This is a genomic window from Azospirillum sp. UENF 112521 (genome assembly GCF_058780665.1).
Genome location: NZ_JBSNCI010000009.1, coordinates 402,594 through 418,769 on the forward strand (window position 1 = coordinate 402,594; position 16,176 = coordinate 418,769).

At 68.8% G+C, this 16,176-nt stretch carries 13 protein-coding genes; 2 read left to right on the top strand and 11 right to left on the bottom strand.

Annotated features, from left to right (window positions below; all coding sequences use genetic code 11):
- Position 1: 1 nt before the first annotated feature.
- The gene (locus tag ACWPN8_RS33450) at positions 2 to 1,249 is read right to left on the bottom strand and encodes a winged helix-turn-helix domain-containing protein (RefSeq protein WP_492243906.1); all 1,248 of its coding nucleotides are present in this window, start codon (positions 1,247 to 1,249) and stop codon (positions 2 to 4) included.
- Positions 1,250 to 1,381: 132 nt separating this feature from the next.
- Between ACWPN8_RS33450 and ACWPN8_RS33455 the strand changes: the two genes are divergently transcribed.
- Positions 1,382 to 2,584 carry an NnrS family protein gene (locus ACWPN8_RS33455; protein WP_492243907.1) on the top strand — a complete coding sequence of 401 codons (1,203 nt, stop codon included), beginning with the start codon at positions 1,382 to 1,384 and terminating at the stop codon, positions 2,582 to 2,584.
- 40 nt (positions 2,585 to 2,624) lie between these two features.
- Here the strand turns inward: ACWPN8_RS33455 and ACWPN8_RS33460 are convergent, their stop codons facing one another.
- From ACWPN8_RS33460 to ACWPN8_RS33475, 4 genes are all read right to left on the bottom strand, one after another.
- Positions 2,625 to 2,999 (bottom strand): response regulator, encoded by a 375-nt coding sequence (locus ACWPN8_RS33460; RefSeq protein WP_109451328.1) that lies wholly within the window; start codon positions 2,997 to 2,999, stop codon positions 2,625 to 2,627.
- A 160-nt stretch (positions 3,000 to 3,159) separates the two neighbouring features.
- A complete protein-coding gene (locus ACWPN8_RS33465; RefSeq protein WP_109453247.1) occupies positions 3,160 to 3,552 on the bottom strand; it encodes a hypothetical protein in 393 nt (130 codons plus the stop codon).
- Positions 3,553 to 3,677: 125 nt separating this feature from the next.
- Entirely contained in the window at positions 3,678 to 6,416 is a 2,739-nt protein-coding gene (locus ACWPN8_RS33470; protein ID WP_492243908.1) for a hybrid sensor histidine kinase/response regulator, read from the bottom strand.
- Positions 6,413 to 7,264, bottom strand: coding sequence for a phosphate/phosphite/phosphonate ABC transporter substrate-binding protein (locus ACWPN8_RS33475; RefSeq protein ID WP_492243909.1), 852 nt, complete (start codon positions 7,262 to 7,264; stop codon positions 6,413 to 6,415). The genes ACWPN8_RS33470 and ACWPN8_RS33475 overlap by 4 nt, the downstream gene beginning before the upstream one ends.
- Before the next feature lie 370 nt (positions 7,265 to 7,634).
- On the opposite strand from ACWPN8_RS33475, the gene ACWPN8_RS33480 reads away from it, so the two are divergent.
- Complete coding sequence (locus ACWPN8_RS33480; RefSeq protein WP_109050254.1) at positions 7,635 to 7,823, top strand: hypothetical protein; 189 nt, start codon at positions 7,635 to 7,637, stop codon at positions 7,821 to 7,823.
- Positions 7,824 to 7,908: 85 nt separating this feature from the next.
- On the opposite strand, the gene ACWPN8_RS33485 is transcribed toward ACWPN8_RS33480, so the two are convergent.
- From ACWPN8_RS33485 to ACWPN8_RS33510, 6 genes are all read right to left on the bottom strand, one after another.
- Entirely contained in the window at positions 7,909 to 10,983 is a 3,075-nt protein-coding gene (locus tag ACWPN8_RS33485) for a multidrug efflux RND transporter permease subunit (protein ID WP_109451334.1), read from the bottom strand.
- Between the two features lie 10 nt (positions 10,984 to 10,993).
- The gene (locus ACWPN8_RS33490; protein WP_492243910.1) at positions 10,994 to 12,109 is read right to left on the bottom strand and encodes an efflux RND transporter periplasmic adaptor subunit; all 1,116 of its coding nucleotides are present in this window, start codon (positions 12,107 to 12,109) and stop codon (positions 10,994 to 10,996) included.
- Between the two features lie 128 nt (positions 12,110 to 12,237).
- Positions 12,238 to 13,026: a TetR/AcrR family transcriptional regulator gene (locus ACWPN8_RS33495; RefSeq protein WP_492243911.1), complete on the bottom strand. Its 789-nt coding sequence runs from the start codon at positions 13,024 to 13,026 to the stop codon at positions 12,238 to 12,240.
- 165 nt (positions 13,027 to 13,191) lie between these two features.
- Positions 13,192 to 14,232 (bottom strand): sensor histidine kinase, encoded by a 1,041-nt coding sequence (locus ACWPN8_RS33500; protein ID WP_109451338.1) that lies wholly within the window; start codon positions 14,230 to 14,232, stop codon positions 13,192 to 13,194.
- The gene (locus ACWPN8_RS33505) at positions 14,229 to 14,678 is read right to left on the bottom strand and encodes a response regulator (RefSeq protein WP_109451340.1); all 450 of its coding nucleotides are present in this window, start codon (positions 14,676 to 14,678) and stop codon (positions 14,229 to 14,231) included. The genes ACWPN8_RS33500 and ACWPN8_RS33505 overlap by 4 nt, the downstream gene beginning before the upstream one ends.
- Positions 14,668 to 16,167 carry a sensor histidine kinase gene (locus ACWPN8_RS33510; RefSeq protein WP_492243912.1) on the bottom strand — a complete coding sequence of 500 codons (1,500 nt, stop codon included), beginning with the start codon at positions 16,165 to 16,167 and terminating at the stop codon, positions 14,668 to 14,670. Before ACWPN8_RS33510 ends, ACWPN8_RS33505 begins: the two co-directional genes overlap by 11 nt.
- Positions 16,168 to 16,176 lie beyond the last annotated feature (9 nt).

The window sequence follows — 16,176 nt, forward strand, 5'->3', positions numbered from 1 at the left end:
TTCAGTATGCCTGAGCCTCGCCCAACACCCCCGCCAAGGCCGGCGCCAGATCGCCGGCGCCGACCACGGTCACCCGCTCCAGCCCCAGCCAGCCGGCAAGCCGGCGCAGTTCCGCCGCCAGGGCCGGGGCGACGGCATCGGCCTGGGCATGCGGTTCGCCGTGGGCGGCCTGGACCAGCAGGGTGCCGGCCTTGCGGTCGGATTTCAGGTCGACACGGGCGGCGATGCGCTCGTCCATCAGGAAGGGCAGGACGTAATAGCCATGCTCGCGCTTGTGGGCGGGGGTGTAGATCTCCAGCCGGATGCGGGCGCCGAACAGCCGTTCGGTGCGCTGCCGCTCCCAGATCAGCGAATCGAAGGGGGAGAGCAGGGCGCGGGACGCCGCCTTGCGCGGGATGCGCAGGTCGGGGGTGACGTAGGCGATGCGGTCCCAGCCCTCCACCGTCACCGGCAGCAACTCGCCGCCCTCCACCAGTTCGGCGATGCGCAGGCGGGCGTCGGCGACGTCCAGACGGTGGTAATCGCGCAGGTCGCGCTCGGTCGCCACGCCATGGGCGCGGGCGGCGATGCGCAGCAGGGCGCGCTGGGCCTCCGCCTCCTCCGGGGTGGGGGTGTCGAGCACGGCGGCGGGCAGCACCCGCTCCGGCAGGTCGTAGAGCCGCTCGAACCCGCGCCGGCCGGCGGTGGTGACGAGGCCGGCCCAGAACAGGTACTCCAGCGCCCGCTTGCCGTCGCTCCACCCCCACCAGCCGCCGGCGCCGCGCCCGGCCTCGCTGAGTTCGGACGCTCCCATCGGCCCGCGTGACGCCACCTCCGCCAGAACCTTATCGATGTAGGGACGGCGTTCGACGGCGAAGCGCGCCAGTTCGCCATAGGTCCCCTCGCCGCGTTCGGCCCGCGCCATGCGCCAGCGGAACAGCGGCTGCTGCTCCACCGGGATCAGGGAGGCCTCGTGGCCCCAATATTCGAACAGCGCCCGCCGCCTGCCGCCATAGGCCAGCCGGTCGAGCAGAGCCGCCTCGTAGGGACCGAGCCGCGAGAAGAGCGGCAGGTAATGGGAACGGACCAGCACATTGACGGAATCGATCTGCACCAGCCCCAGCCGCCCGATCAGGCGCCGGGCATGACGGGCTTCGACCGTGTCGACGTCGGCGGCATCGGTGGCGACGGCGGGGCTGTTGGGGAAACCCTGGGCGGCGATGGCGACGCGGCGCGCCTCGCGCAGGGACAGGCTGTCTGGACGGGGCATGGGTACGGAGGGAGGTTGGATGGGACGCCAGCTTGAGAATGCGTTTGATTTTCGTCAAGGCGGCGTGACGGCACGGGGCGCAGGCTGACGGTCATCCTGCATTGCAGCACCCGTCCTGCGGAGTTCCTGTCCATGTCCTCCCCCAGTCTTGCCGGCCGTGACGACGGCCCCGCCATCCCGATCCTGTTCCAGTATGGCTTCCGTTTCTTCTTCCTGTTCAGCGGTGTGGCCGCTGTCGGGCTGCTGGCCGCCTGGCTGGGCGTGCTGGTGACCGGCGAATGGCCGGAGCATGCGGCGGGCGCCAGCGCCTGGCATGCGCATGAGATGCTGTTCGGCATGGTGGTGGCCGCCATCGCCGGCTTCCTGCTGACCGCGGTGCCGAGCTGGACGGGGACCAGGGCGGTCTCCGGCGCGCCGCTGATGGCGCTCGCAGCACTGTGGATCGCCGGCCGCGTCGCCGTGTTCCCCTGGACCGGCATGCCGGAACCGGTGGCGGCGGTGATCGATGTCGCCTTCCTGCCGGGACTCGGCATCGCGCTCGCCCGGCCGCTGGTGAAGGCGGGCAAGTGGCGGAACAGCGCCTTCCTGATCCTGATCGGATTGCTGACCGCCGCCAACCTGCTGATCCATCTGGACTGGCTGGAGATGCTGGACGGCGGGGCTGATGCCGGCTTTGCGCTGGGGCTCGGCATCGTCCTGATGATGGTGACGGTGATCGGCGGGCGCATCCTGCCGGCCTTCACCCGCAACGGGCTCGGCAAGGACGGCCTCGGCGTGCGGTCCTGGCCGATGGTGGAGCGGCCGACGCTGGTTCTGACGCTGGCGCTGATCCCGGCGACGATGCTGGCCCCGGAGTCGGCGGTCACCGGATCGATCGCGCTTGCCGCCGCGGTGGCCCATGCCATGCGGCTGGCCGGTTGGCAGGGCTGGAAGGCTTGGCGCTCGCCGATCCTGTGGATCCTGCATGTCGGCTATCTTTGGGTGCCGGTGGCGCTGACCTTGCGTGGGCTGCATGCCCTGGCCGGGCTGCCCGCTGCTTCGGGAACCCATGCGATGACGGTCGGTGCCTTCGCCACGCTGATCCTGGCGGTGATGAGCCGCGCCTCGCTCGGCCACACCGGACGGCCGCTGACGGTGTCGCGGGCGACGGTCGCCGCCTATGTGTTGCTGACGCTCGCCGCGGCCGGCCGCACCGCCTCGCCGCTGCTGCCGGTGGACTGGGTGTGGGGGGCGCTGCAATGGTCGGGCTATGCCTGGGTCGCCGCCTTCGCCCTCTACCTCGTCGCCTATGCCCCGGTCCTGCTGGCGCCGCGGGCCGATGGGCGGCCGGGCTGACGGGCTTAGCAGGACGGACAAGGTGCAGTGGGGCGGGGCGTTACGCCCCGCCGCGGAAATAGCGGTCGATGGCGTCGGTCATCTCGACCTCGCGGAAGGGCTTGGTCAGGACCGGGCGGGCCTGATGGCTCTTCGGCAGGCCGGCGGCGCCATGGCCGGTGGTGAAGACGAAGGGGATGCCCTTGGCGCCCAGAGCGTCGGCGACGCTATCGACGCGCTCACCGCGCAGGGTGACGTCCAGCAGGGCGGCGTCGATGCCGCCCTCGGCGATCAGGTCCAGCGCCTCCGCCACCGTGCCGGCGGGGCCGACGACGACGACATTCTGGACTTCCAGCGAATCCTCGATGGCCATGGCCACCAGCGGTTCGTCTTCGACGAGCAGGATGCGCAAGGGCTTGGATCGGTCGGCTTCCATGGACAGGCGGCTCGCTGCTGGTCAAAGCGGTGGTCGGCGGACAGATGGGGGTCGCAATCCCATCCGGCAACCGGCGTGAGCTTTTCCGTTCAGCCGTCCGCTTGTCCACCCCGACCTTGGTCATCGCCCATTGGGCCATCCGCAAGCTCGGGCTGGACTATCACCCCAGATCATCAAGTGCCTGTTGGAGGGAGGGGTAGAGCGCCTCGACCAGCGATCCGTCCGGCCTAACCGGCGATGGCAGCACGTCCGCCCCTTGCAGCGCGCGGGCCAGGGGCAGGCCGCCGACCTCGACGAAGCCGCCGCGCTCGCCATACTGGCCGACGATCCAGTCCTTGAGCGCCGGGTCGCCGTCCAGCGCGTTGTTGTGCGAAATCATCGCATGGGTGCCGTCGTCGGACCGGCGATACCAGGCATGGCTGCCGTCGCCCAAATCCATCGGCGTGAAGCCGGCCGCGGTCATCGCCTGGCGAACCGCCGGCCGCACCCGGTCAATCCTCACCCCGGACCGCGTGCCGGTCCATTGGTCGAGATCGTCCGCAAGCTCGCTCATGGTGCCTCTCTGGTCGTTGTCCTGATGGATCAACGCTTCAGGGAAGCTTTTGTGCCGCGACCACCTGTCCGAATGTGGAAGCCGCCATTGCCTGATGGGTGCTGTCCAACCGTCGGCTTATCCGTTCAGACGTTCATGGGCGTGCGTGCGGCCAATGCTGCGAGCGAGCGGTCGAGCAGCTCGTAGAGACGCCCTTCCTGTTCCAGAACCGCGGCGGCGGGGGCGTGTTCCAACTCCTTCGCCAACAGGCCGAGGGCGGCGGCGCCGAGATTGAGCGAGGTGCCCTTCAGCGTGTGGGCGGTGCGGTTGTGCGGCTCTCCGGCGCGTGCCTGGGCGACTAGGCCGTCGATGGTCTTGCGGCCATTCTCGGTGAAGCCGGCGATGGAGGCGGCCCAGTCGTCGGCCGTCAGCACCTCCAGCAGCAGCGATACCTGTTCTTCGTCCAGCAGGTCGGCGTCCGGGATAGCGGTCATGTCAGCCTTCTGAGACGGGGATTCGGGAGCGGCCTGTTCCGGGGTGGGGGGCGGGCTGTTCCCGCCATTGCCCTTGCCCAGCACCGAAGCCATTTCGGCGAAGAGCAGGGCGGGACGCAAGGGCTTGGTGACGAAGCCGTTCATTCCGGCCGACAGGCATTCCGGCCGCGAGCTGCCCGACGCATGGGCGGTCAGCGCCAGGATCGGCACGCTGCCCCTGTCTCCGGGGAGGTCGCGCACGCGGCGGGTGGCGGTCAGCCCGTCCATGCCCGGCATCTGGATGTCCATCAGCACGAGGTCGAAGGGCTGGTCGCGGACCATGCGCACCGCCTCGCCGCCGCTGGCGGCCAGCGCCACGCTGTGGCCGGCGCGTTCCAGGATGCCGCGGACGATGTCGCGGTTCACCTCGATGTCGTCGACCGCCAGCACGCGCAGCGGCGGCAAGGCGGCGACGCGCGCGGCCTCGCCCAGGCTGGTTCCGTGGCCGGCATCGACGCGGCGCAGCGCCGACGGATCGCCGGGACCGGCGACGATGGTGAAGCGGAAGACGCTGCCGCGGCCGGGAGCGGTGTCGACGGCGATGCTGCCGCCCATCAGCAGGCAGAGGTCGCGGCAGATCGCCAGCCCCAGCCCGGTGCCGCCATAGCGCCGGGTGATCGAGCTGTCGGCCTGGGTGAAGCGGTCGAACAGGGTCGGCACCGAGTCGGGCGCGATGCCGATGCCGGTGTCCTCCACCTCGAACTCCAGCAGGAAGGAGTCCGGGCGGCCCTGGGGAGCGGACTCGGCAGGGTCGCGATCCAGCCGGCGCACCCGCACGGCGATGTGGCCGTCTTCGGTGAATTTCACCGCGTTGCCGACCAGATTGAACAGGATCTGGCGCAGCCGGGCCGGGTCGGTGACGATCACCTCCGGCACCGACGGCATAAGCCGGGCCGACAGGTCCAGCCGCTTGTCGGTGGCATTGGGGCGCAGCACCTCCAGCACGCCGTCGATCAGCTGGGGCAGGGCGCAGTCGGCCTCCTCCAGGTCGATGCGCCGGGCCTCCAGCTTCGACAGGTCCAGGATGTCGTCCAACAGCCGCAGCAGCGTTTCGGCCGACCGGCGGGCGACGTCGGCCAGCCGCTTCTCCTTCGCCGGCAGCGAGGCATCGGCCAGCAGGGTCAGGTTGCCCAGCACGCCGTTCATCGGGGTGCGCAGCTCGTGGCTGACGGTCGCCAGGAATTCGGTCTTCGACCGGCTGGCGGCTTCCGCCTTCTCCTTGGCCTGGAGCAGCTGTTCGGCGGCGCGCCGCGGCTCGGTCACGTCGATGCACAGCCACAGCTTGCCGATGGCGGTCCCGGCAGCATTGCGCACCGGCACATTGTGCCAGCTGACGATGCGCCCGTCGGTCAGCGTCATCTCGCGCCGCTCGTCGCCGTCCACCGCCGACAGCAGCGTGTGGTCGGTGTCGCTGGGGGCGTTGCCGGCATTGGCAAGCGTCTCGTCCAGCCGGTGGCCGACCGGCGCCCCGGCAATGGCGAACAGGGCGGAGAAGGCCGGGTTGGCATAGGCGATGCGCCCGTCGGCGCCGACGAACAGCACGCCGAAATCCATTGCCGACAGCAGGGCCGACAGGCGGGCGCGTTCCTGCTCCATGTCGCGGGCGAGCGCCTCCTGCTCGTCCAGGGCCACGGTCAGCTGGTCGACGCGCTCCTTGATGGCGTGGGACATGGTGTTGAAGGCGGCCCCCAGCCGGCCGATGTCGTCGTCGCCTTCCGCCAGTGCCGGCGGGCTGTAATCGCCGGCCGCCACCCGTTCGCTGGCCCGCGCCAGCGCCGCCAGATGGCGGGTCAGCCACAGGCCGAGCAGGGTCAGCAGCCCGGCCGACAGCAGGATCTCCGACAGGGCGATGGCGATGCCCTGGGTCAGCAGGTCGCGGCGGGCCTGGACGATGTGGGCCAGCTCCAGGCCGAACTGCACCGTGCCCAGCTTCTGGCCGGCCAGCGACACCGGCACCGTCACGTCGTAGCGGGCGACGCCGTCCTTGGCGTCCAGCGTCAGCGTCGGGTCGGGAGCGGGCAGGCTGCGGTCCTGCGGCCAGCCGCTGGTCGCCACCAGCTTGCCCTTGCTGTCGGCGACGGCGAGATAGAGCACGCCGCCGGTGGAGCGGCTTTCGTCCAGCACCGCCTGCAGGGTCGCATAGTCGCGCTGGGCCAGCGGCGCCACCAGGGCGGCGTTCAGCACCGGCGCCACCTGTTCGGCATGCAGCTTGGCCTGTTCGGCGAGGCTGCCGTAGAGCAGGCGCACGCTGTTGGCGACCAGCAGGGTCAGCATGATCGCCTCGACCGCCATGGCGGCGGCCAGCATGCGCCCGCGCAGCGTCTTCCAGGGCGCCAGACGGGACAGGATCATTTCCCGGCCTTCAGGACGCTCCGGACCTCGTCGGCCAGCGGCTCCATCGCCTCCAGCTCCTCGTCGGTGACCGGGCGGTAGCCGCCCAGTTGGTTGGCGTCGAAATAGGTCCGGCCCTCCGCGGTTTCGCCGAAGGCGAACAGCGCCTTGCGCAGCGGCTCGGCCAGGGTGGCCTGCTTGCCGTTCAGCATATAGACGCGCCCGGCCATCGACCGGCTTTCGGCGACGGTGGACAGCTGGGCCTGCACCTCCGGCGCCAGCTTGGCGCGGTTGGCCAGCGACATGAAGCCGGCCGACGCGTCGCCGGCCAGGATCAGCTGGGCCACGCTGTCGGCGGCGCTGACATAGCGGAGCTGGATGTTGGGCAGCTTCTGCTCGGCCAGCCAGTGCTGGCCCCACAGGGTGACCAGCGACGATGGGCTGAGCCCCAGCACGGTGGTGCCGGCCAGCGACTGGACCGTCCGGTAGGGACCCTTGGCCGCCGTCACCAGCACGGCGCGGAAGTCCGATTTGTAGGTCAGCAGCGGCAGGTAGCCGGCATCCTTGCGCAGCATCTCCGCCTGATGGCCGGTGGTCACGGCGATGTCGTAGTCCTGCTCGACCGCGCGGCGGGCGAAGGCGGTGAAGTCGGGCGCCGTCACGATCTCCACCGGCCGGCCCAGCGCCGCCTCCACCGCGCGGCGGACGGGCTGGTACTGTTCGATGATGACGCGGGCGCTGGTGTGCGGGGCGATGCCGATGCGGAACGCCTGCTCCTCTGCCAGAGCCGGAAACGGAGCGGTGGCCGCCAGGCCGCACAGCACGGCGGAACAGAGCGCGGCGAGGCGGACGAACGGTCGCTTGGTCATGGCTTTCGGCTCCCTACGGACTGCAGGTTTGAAATGCCGGCGCTTGGACGGACAGCATTCGTGACGGCGGCGGCCCGAGCGGTGGTCTAGGACGAAAGATATAACATTCGATAAATGCCGCAGGTAGGGGCAAGAGCGCACAGGGTGGCCTTTGCCGGGCATGAACCGGCCAACACCCACTGCTGGCGGCGCTCCTTGGACCTTTGACCGTCACACCCCGCATCATTCCGGCGGAGGTGCGCAACTTCGGAACGGCGGCCGGACAGGATTCTGCACGAAGCCAAGAAAGATCACGCTTTGGTTGCGGACCGGTCCGCTATGTGTCGGAGAGCCCGCATCAACCCCCGCACAGCCACCGAGGACCCCGCCCGTGCCGGAACGAGCCCAGGACCCGCAGTCCGCCATCTGCCGCGCCATCCGCCTCCTGCGCAGTCACAGCCGCGGCTGCGACAGCGTCGAGACCCGGCGCCTGCTGATCCACACGGAACGCTGGATGATCTGGATGCTCCGCCGCGAGGAGGGCGAGGATTTGCCGGTGCCGGCGGAGCTGGCGGGGTGAGAGGCCCCGAAAGAAAGCTCCGAACGAAAACAGGCCCCTCCCGGTTGGGAGGGGCCTGTTTCGTCGAAGGATGCCCGACGGCGCGTCAGGTCGTGCTGCGCAGCTGCTCCGCCCGGTTGGAGCGGGAGGCGGCGTAGTGGTCCTTGGCCAGCAGGGTGTAGACGGCCGGCAGGACGAACAGGGTGAACAGCGTGCCGATCAGCATGCCCGACACGATGACCAGACCGATGGAGAAGCGGCTGGCCGCACCGGCACCCGCCGCGGTCAGCAGCGGCAGCAGGCCGACCACCATCGCCGCGGTGGTCATCAGGATCGGGCGCAGGCGGACGCGGGCGGCATGCTCGATGGCGGTGCGGCGGTCGACGCCCTCGTTGAGCTGCATCTCGCGGGCGAACTCCACCAGCAGGATGCCGTGCTTGGAGATCAGGCCGATCAAGGTCACCAGACCGACCTGGGTGTAGATGTTCATGGTGGCGACGCCGAAGAACAGCGGCAGCAGCGCGCCGCAGATCGACATCGGCACCGACACCAGGATGACCAGCGGGTCGCGCAGCGATTCGAACTGCGCGGCCAGCACCAGATAGATCACGATCAGCGCGAAGGCGAAGGTGACCATCAGCTGGCTGCCCTCCGTCACGAACTGGCGCGATTCCGACAGGTAGGCGTGGTTGAAGCCGGCCGGCAGCTGGGTGCGCGCCTGCTCCTCCAGGAACTCGACGACCTGACCCATCGAGACGCCCGGCATCGGCACGGCGGAGAAGGTGGCCGAGGGCAGCTGGTTGTACTTGTTCAGCGCGTTGGGCTCCACCGCGGTTTCCACCGACACCACGGTCGACAACGGGATCTGGGCGCCCGAACCGGAGGTGACGTAGTAGTTAGTCAGAGACTCAGGAGTCAGGCGCTCGGCCCGCGGCACCTGGGGAATGACCTCGTAGGAGCGGCCGTTCAGGTTGAAGCGGTTGACGTAGTTGCCGCCGACCAGCACCGACAGCGTGCTCGACACCGACTGCATGGTCAGCCCGAGATCGGCGGCCTTGGCGCGGTCGATCTTCAGCCGGACGACCGGGCTGTCATATTGCAGGTCGCTGTCGGTGACGATGAACATGCCGCTCTTGGTGGCGGCGTCCTTGATCCGCTCGATGGCGTCGAAGATGGTGCGGTAGTCGCCGGGGCTGGAGATCACCATCTGCACCGGCAGGCCGCCGGTCGAGCCGGGCAGGGCCGGCGGCGACACCAGGAACACGTTGATGCCCGTCACCTTGCCCAACTCGGCCTGGGCCAGCGGCTGCAGCTCCTTGGCCGACCGCTTGCGCTCGCCCCACGGCTTCAGGATCATGCCGGCGAAGCCCTGGTTGAGGGTGGGCAGGCCGGTCAGGATGAAGCGGGTGTCGGTCTCCGGGAAGGCGGCGAAGGTCTCGTCGATCTGCTTGCCGAAGCTGTCGATGTAGTCGAGGTTGGCGTATTGCGGCCCCTTGGAGATGCCGAACAGGATGCCCTGGTCCTCTTCCGGCGCCAGTTCCGACATGGTGTTGGCGAACAGGTAGCCGACCGACAGCAGGATGCCGACCGCGAACAGCAGGGTCGCGGCGCGATAGTCGAGCATGCCGTGCAGCCGCCGCTCGTACCAGCCCGCCAGCCGTTCGAACTGGCGGTCGAGGAAGGCGGCGAAGCGGCCCGGCTCCCCCTCCTTCAGAATGACGGAGCACATCATCGGCGACAGGGTCAGCGCCACCACACCCGACACGATCACCGACGCGGCCAGCGTGAAGGCGAATTCGCGGAACAGCGCGCCGGTCAGGCCGCCGAGCAGGCCGATGGGGGCGTAGACCGCCGCCAGCGTGATGGTCATCGAGATGACCGGCCCGATGATCTCGCGGGCGCCGATCAGCGACGCGGCGACCTTCGACTTGCCGTGCTCGATATGCCGGTGGATGTTCTCCACCACCACGATGGCGTCGTCGACCACGAGGCCGATGGCGAGCACCATCGCCAGCAGCGTCAGCAGGTTCAGCGAGAATCCCAAAGCCAGCATGAAGGTGGCCGCACCGACGATGGACAGCGGAATCGTCACCACCGGGATCAGAACCGAGCGCAGGCTGCCGAGGAACAGGAAGATGACGACGATGACGATGGCGACCGCCTCCAGCAGCGTCTTCACCACCTCGTCGATGGAGGCCTGGATGAAGCGGGTGCTGTCGTAGACGATCTCCATGTTCATGTTGGGCGGCAGGTTGCGCCGCAGCTCCGGCTCCATCTTGCGGATGTCGGCGACGATGTTCAGCGGGTTGCCGGTGGGGGTGCTGTCGATGCCGATGAAGATCGCCTGCTGCCCGTTCATCGCCACGCTGGCGTCGAAGCTCTTGGAGCTGAGTTCGACCGTGGCGATGTCGCGCATGCGCACCAGCGCCCCGTCCTTGGCCTTCACCACCATGTCGCGGAACTGCTCAACGTCGGTCAGGCCGGTGTTGGCGGTGACGTTGGAGATGACGAAGACGCCCTTGGTCTGGCCGGGAGCCGACTGGTAGTTGTTGGCGGCCACCGCCGCCGAGACGTCGGCCGGCGAGATGTTGCGCGCCGCCATCTTGACCGGGTCGAGCCACAGCCGCATGGCGAAGGTCTGGCCGCCCAGAATCTGGGCGCGGGCGACGCCCTCCACCGTGGACAGCACCGGCTGCACCACGCGCGTCAGGTAGTCGGAGATCGCCGCTCCCGACAATTCGGGGCTGGAGAAGCCCATATAGAGGATCGAGGTGGTCTCGCCGGTCGATTTCAGGATGACCGGGTCGTTGGCCTCGCGTGGCAGCTGGTATTTGACCTGCTGCACCTTTGCCATCACGTCGGTCATCGCGACGTTGGGGTCGAAGTTCAGCCGGACATAGGCGGTGACGACGCTCTGCCCCTGGGTGGAGGAGGAGGTCAGATAGTCGAGGCCCTCGGCCGAGGAGACCGCCTGTTCGATCGGCGTGGCGATGAAGCCCTGCATCAGCTCCGGCGAGGCGCCGGGATAGCTGGTGGTCACGGTGATGACCGTGTTCTGCAACTGCGGATACTGCCGGATCGGCAGCTCCAGCAGCGCGCGGGCCCCGACCAGCAGGATCAGCAGGCTGACCACGAGCGACAGGACCGGCCGGCGGATGAAGATATCGGTGAAACTGCCCATGGCGTCGGCCTCAGTTCTGCGGCAGGGTCTGCGGCGGGGTCAGCGGATTCTTCTCCGCCGGGACCACGGCCGCGCCGTTGGCGAGCTTCAGCTGGCCCGACACCACGACGCGGTCGCCGGGGTTGATGCCGCTGCGGATCTCCACGCGGTTGGCGAGGCGGTCGCCGACCTTGACCGGCTTGCGCTCCACCACCAGCTGCTCCTTGCCGTCCTGGGTCTTCTGCGATTGGGCGACGAAGACCGAATCGCCGTAGACCGTGTAGTCGACCGCGGTTTCCGGAACGGTCAGCGTGTTGGGCTGCGGCGGCAGGACGACGCGGACATTGGCGAACATGCCCGGCCGCAGCTGGCGCTCCCGGTTGTCCATGGTGGCCTGCACCTTGACGGCCCGGGTGTCGGCGCTGACCTGCGGCTCGATGGTGGTGATCTTCGCCTCGAAATCGCGGCCCGGCAGGGCGTCGACGTTGATCAGCACGCCCTGGCCGACCGACAGCTTGGTGAAGCTCTGCTCCGGCAGGGTGAAGTTGATGTAGAGCTGCGACAGGTCGGTCAGCGTCACGATGGTGGCGCCGGGATTGACGTAGTCGCCGACATTGACCTGCCGGATGCCCAGCTCGCCGTCGAACGGCGCCTTGATCAGCTTCTGGCCGATCAGCGCGCTGGTGCGCTTCATGTTGGCGTTGGTCTCGTCGAGCTGCGCCTGATACTGGTCGACGTTGCTCTGGGGCGTCGCCTGGCTGCGGCGCAGGTCGCGGTAGCGCTCCAGGTTCAGCTCGGCCAGACGCGCCTGGGCGCGCTGGGCCAGCAGGTCGGCCTGCTCGGTGGCGTCGTTCAACTGCACCAGCGGGTCGCCGGCCTTGACGCGGGCGCCCGATTCGAAGGGGATGCGGTCGATGCGGCCGGCGACTTCGGGGGCTACCGTCACCTGACGCGCCGCCTGGAGCGTGCCGATGGCGGTCAGGTATTTCGGGATGGTCTGCACCGTCGCCTCGGCCAGCGCCACCGGGGTGGGCGGCGGCTTGTTGTTGGCGAAGAAGTCGGCGATGGCCTTGGCGCGGAAGCTGTTGAAGCCGTACAGCCCCGCACCCAGCAGTCCCAGGATCACCAGCGTGATGACGATGCGCACGGTCAGCCGCCCGCGCGTCACCGGCTTGCGCGGCGGCGAGGTGGGGGAGGCGCCCCGCGACCCGGCTCGGACGCCGGGTGGCCGAATGACGTCTCGGTCTTTGGCGAATGGTCCAGGGTCACGATCGGCTACTCCGGTCTCTCGGGTGTGGGTTCGTCATTCTCGGCTGCGCCATTCATGGGCTTGGCTGCGCCATTTGCGGGCTTGGCTGCGCCATGTGGCGGCGGCTCCGGCGGCGGCTGGGAAGGCACGAAGGGAAAGCGTCCGCCGCTTTCATGCGCGGCGATGGCGGTGTCACGCAGGCCGAGCCCGCGCAGGATGAACCAGATCGTCTGGCGCGCAAGGTCGGGACGGCCGCAGGGATAGGGTACGATGGCCCCGCCGGACAGGCAGACGGTCGCCATCATCTCGCAAAGATGCTCGGCGAGCCAGAATCCGTTCTCCGCATCGACCGGACCCGGCAGCAGGTCGCCGGCGGCGGTCGCGGCCTCGATGGAGGCGGCGAAGCAGGGCAGGAAGCGGCTGCGGATGCCCTCGAAAACCTGCCGCATGAACTCGCCGTCTTCGAGCAGGCTGATGATCGACAGGCGATGGCGGGCGCGTTCGTCGGGATCGGCCGGCAGCTCGATCACGAAGTAGTTCACCATCCCCTGGATCATCTGCACCAGCGTGCTGGTGCTGGGCGGCAACGCCACCAGCCGTTCATATTCCGGATCGCCGTCGATGCAGCTGAGGAAGATCGACTCGTAGAGCGAGGCCTTGGACGGAAAATGCTTGAAGATCAGCGCCTCCGACACGCCGGCGGCCTGCGCGATCTCCTTGGTGGTGGTCGCGGCGAAGCCCTTGCGTGCGAACAGCGGCAAGGCGGCGTCGAGGATCGCCCGCTTGCGGGCGTGGCTGTCGAGGCGCGGGGCCATCAGAAGGGGGCCATCGGAGGGTGCCGGGTCAGTCGCTTGTGATAAGTGAGTGCTTACTCACCTTGCCGGCGGAGATATAGCTTGGGTGCGGCATCCTGTCCATGGGGTTTGGATGGATGGCCGAGGGTCTCCTGCCCGGCCCCTGACAGGAGCGGTCTGCGGCGGTCAGAGCGGTTGCAGCGGCATCGTCAGCGTCACCCGGGTGCCGGCATGCTGACGGTCATGATGCAGCAGCGCCCCCAGGCTGGCCGCCATCGCCTGGACGATGCGGGTGCCGAGGCCGGTTCCCTGGGGGGCATCGTCGCCGGAGAAGCCGACTCCGTCATCCTCGACGCTCACCGACAGCTGCCCTTCGGCAGCCGTCGCCCGCACGCGGATGCTGCCGGCCCGGCCGTCGGGATAGGCGTATTTGCAGGCGTTCGTGACCAGTTCGGTCACGATGACCGCCAGGGACACGGCCTTGTCGGTCGGCACGGAGACCTCGTCGGCGACGACGACGAAGCTGTCCGGGCGCTGGGACGCCATGGCGGTGTGCATTTCGGCGAGCAGCGTTTCCAGATAGGCGTCGAAGCGGACGGAGCGGACGTCGTCGGAGGTGTAGAGGCTTCGGTGGATGCCGGCGATCGCGGTGATGCGCAGCTGGGTCTCGTCCAGGGCGGTGCGGGCCATGGAATCGGACAGGCTTGACCGCTGCATCCGCACGAAGGCCGCCACCAGGGCCAGACTGTTGGCGACCCGGTGGTTGACCTCCCGCAGCAGCAGCTCCGCCCGGTCCCGTGCGGCGCGCATCTCCCGGTCCGCGCGCTCCCGTTCCCGGCGCAGAATGGCCTTTTCGAGCGCCTGCTCGATGGCCGCCGCCAGCAGATCGAAGAATCCCTCGCCGGTCTCCTTGGGAACATAGTCGTCAGCACCGGCCTTCAGCGCCGCGACGGCCACCCGCGTGTCGCCGGCACCGGTGACATAGATGACCGGCGGGGCATTCTCGCGCGCCAGCAGGGCGGGCAGTATGTCCAACCCGGTCGCTCCCGGCATCTCGTGGTCCAGCCCGACCACCGCGATGCCGCCCTGTTCAAGCCGCTCCAACCCGTCCCGGCCATCCTTCGCCCACTCCACCGCGTAGCCGCGCCGTTCGAGTTTCCGCTGCACCAGCCGGGCCAGGGCAACGTCGTCGTCGATGTAGAGGATGCGTATGGCCGGGTCGGTCATGCCTCCGCCTCGGGAACCTGGATGACGGAGAAGAACAGACCGAGCTGCCGGATCGCGGTGGCGAAGCTTTCGTAGTTCACCGGCTTGGTGATGTAGACGTTGGCGCCGATGTCGTAGCAGCGCTGGATTTCCTGCCGGTCGTCGGTGGTGGTCAGCACCACGACGGGGAAGCGCTTGGTGTGGGGGTTCGCCTTGAGCCTGGACAGGATATCGACCCCGGTCATGTCCGGCAGGTTCAGATCCAGCAGGATCAGAAGCGCCCGGCCCATGCTGGCCTGTCCGCTTCCGTCCGGACCGAACAGGTAATCGAGGGCGCTGGTGCCGTCGGTGAAGGGCACGATCTCGTTGGTGACGCCGGCCCGCCGGATGTTCTTCTCGATCAGGCGGGCATGTCCCTCGTCGTCCTCGATCATGACGATGCAGACCGATTGAGGGTCACGATTCATGAGCGGGCTTCTCCGGGGACAGGGCAAGAACTTTCGGAAGGCTTATGCGAAAGATACTGCCCTGTCCAGGAACGGAATCGACAGTGACATCGCCTTGCAGGCGCCGGACGAGCGTGCGGACATAGGCGAGGCCGATTCCCTCTCCCGGACGGTCCTGCACGCCGGACCGGCGGAACAGCTCGAAGATGCGTTCGTGATCCTGCGGTGCAATTCCGCGGCCGTTGTCCGCGACCTCGAAGATCAGCGAATCCGCTTCCGACCGTCCGCGGATGGCGATCCGGCCGGGCCGGGCGGGGTCGAGATATTTGATCGCATTGTCCAGCAGGTTCCCGAACACCTGCTCCAGGGCGAGCCGGTCGGAGACGAGCGACGGCAGCGGGCCGGCGATGTCGACGGCACAGCCCAGTTCGCCGGCCCGGTGGCGGTTGCTGGCGGCCACGGCTTCCACAAGAGCCTGCATGGAGACGGGTTCGGGGTTCAGCGTCCGGCTGCCCTGGCGCGACAAGGCGAGGATGGCGTTGATCAGACGATCCATCTTCGTCGTCGACGTGCGGATGAAGCCGATGGCCTCCGGCATGTCCTCGGCGACCGCCCGCCGCGCCTCCGCCGCCGTGGCGTCGTCGCCATCCGCCGGTCGGCGATCGAGATCGGCGGTTACGCTGGCCAGCCCCGCTTCGAGCTCGCTGGTGAAGCCCATCACGTTGACCAGCGGCGCGCGCAGATCGTGGCTGACGATGTAGGCGAAGCGCTGGATCTCGCCGTTGGCCCGCTGCAACTCCATGGTGCGGTCCGACACGCGCTGCTCCAGGGAATCGTTGAGGGCCTGGATCGCACGCTGCGCCTGCATGAGGGCGCGCGTGTAGCCGACCGCAATCCACACGGCACCGCCGACGACCAGCAGGATGAACAGGCCGCCCAGGATCGCCACCCATCCCGATGTCCTGGCCTGCCCGGTCAGGGCGCGGAGCTGGGTGTCGAGCTGCGCATCGGCGGGGGTGATCAGGTCGGCGAGCGAGCGCCGGGCATCGTCCATCAGCCTCATGCCGCGCCCGGTCTGCACGATGGCTAGGGAGTTGTCCCGGCGTCCGGCCTCCATCAGGGCGATGGTCTCCGCCAACTCCTGCCGCTTGGCCGCAGCCAGATCGACGAGATGGTCGAGGATGCGCAGCTCGCCGGCATCGCCGTCGGCCAGCTCGCGCAGCCGGGCGATGGTGGCGTCCACCGCCGCGACGGCCGTCTCGTAGGGCTTGAGATACTGGCGGTCCTCGGTCAGCAGGTAGCCGCGCTGTCCGATCTCGGCATCCTGCAACTGGCTGAGCAGGGTCCCGGCGGCGACGCGCAGGGACGATATCCGGCTGACCGAGCGGGAATATTGCTGAGTGCTGTCTGCCAGCCACCCCGACATCACGATAATCGCCAGCAGCGCGAAGGCGGCGGCGAGCAGCATCAGAAGGGCACGGCGGGTGACTGTGCTGCCGGACGTGGGCATCGCGGAGAG